Here is a 1055-nt window from a genome sequence, read left to right on the forward strand (position 1 = left end):
CTAGAGTCTGTCAGGCACTTTTGGAACCATACCCTGTATGTCTGATGTAGGCGGCACATTCCTCGGGTGAGAACATGTCGAGCAAGGTGCCGATCTTGCGCCAAGCTTCTTCCACCGTACGGCTGTCGGCTTTTCGAAACAGGGTCTTGAGCTTGGCGAAGACCATCTCGATGGGGTTGAGATCGGGACTGTAGGGCGGAAGGAAGAGCAGGTGAGCTCCGGCGGCTCGAATGGCCCGTCGCGCGCGAGGATCTTTGTGACTGCCGAGGTTGTCGAGCACGACGACATCTCCAGGCTTGAGAGCGGGCACGAGGCTCTGCTCGACCCAAGCGACAAAGGTGTTCGCGTTGATCGGGCCATCGAAAACACAAGGCGCTACGATCTCGTCCTGACGCAGCGCTCCGATGAACGTCAGTGTCTTCCAGTGTCCATGCGGAACCTTGGCGACGAGCGCCGTGCCGCGCATGAGCCAACCACGAAGACGGGTCATGTTCGTCTTGATCCAGGTCTCATCCAGAAAGACCAGACGGTCGGCCGAGATCCGATGCTGATGGGCCTTCCAGCGATCCCGGAAGCGCGCCACCTTCGGGCGGTCCTGCTCGCTCGCCACCAGAGTTTTTTTTGAACGTGAGGCCTTCGCGACGGATGAAGCGCCAGACCGTGTCGTGCGTCACAGTCGTCCCACGCCCGCAAAGCTCGGCCGCCAAGGCCCGGACCGTCAGATCCGGCTTTTCCGCCAATCTCGACTTCACCCAATCTGCTACGTCGCCTCGGATGATCATCTCAGGTGGCGCACCGCGCGGACGAGCCTTCAAATCTTCGCCCGTGCGAGCCTTCTGGCCAAGTCGAACAGCCGTCGCGGCGCACACACCAAACCGAACCGCGACAGATCGGACCGTCTCGCCCGCCATCACGGCCGACGCGATCCTGCTCCGTAGATCAAGCGAAAGGGATGAAGGCATGCGGGCCGACCTCAAACTGACGACCTAACTGAATCACACTTCACACCGCGCCGCCACGCCGTCGAGATTCTAATGCTCGCTGACGAACTCTAG

1 protein-coding gene is annotated in these 1055 nt (G+C 60.7%); it reads right to left on the reverse strand.

Features of this window, described 5'->3' with window-relative positions; all coding sequences use genetic code 11:
* Nucleotides 1-10: 10 nt before the first annotated feature.
* Nucleotides 11-962, reverse strand: a protein-coding gene (locus tag D3272_RS27020; protein ID WP_129222329.1) for an IS630 family transposase whose coding sequence is annotated in 2 segments (ribosomal slippage) — nucleotides 11-622 and nucleotides 624-962 — 951 coding nt in all. Because the reading frame shifts where the segments join, the coding sequence is not laid out codon by codon here.
* Between the last annotated feature and the right edge of the window lie 93 nt (nucleotides 963-1055).

The organism is Lichenibacterium ramalinae, assembly GCF_004137085.1.
Taxonomy (GTDB): domain Bacteria; phylum Pseudomonadota; class Alphaproteobacteria; order Rhizobiales; family Beijerinckiaceae; genus Lichenihabitans; species Lichenihabitans ramalinae.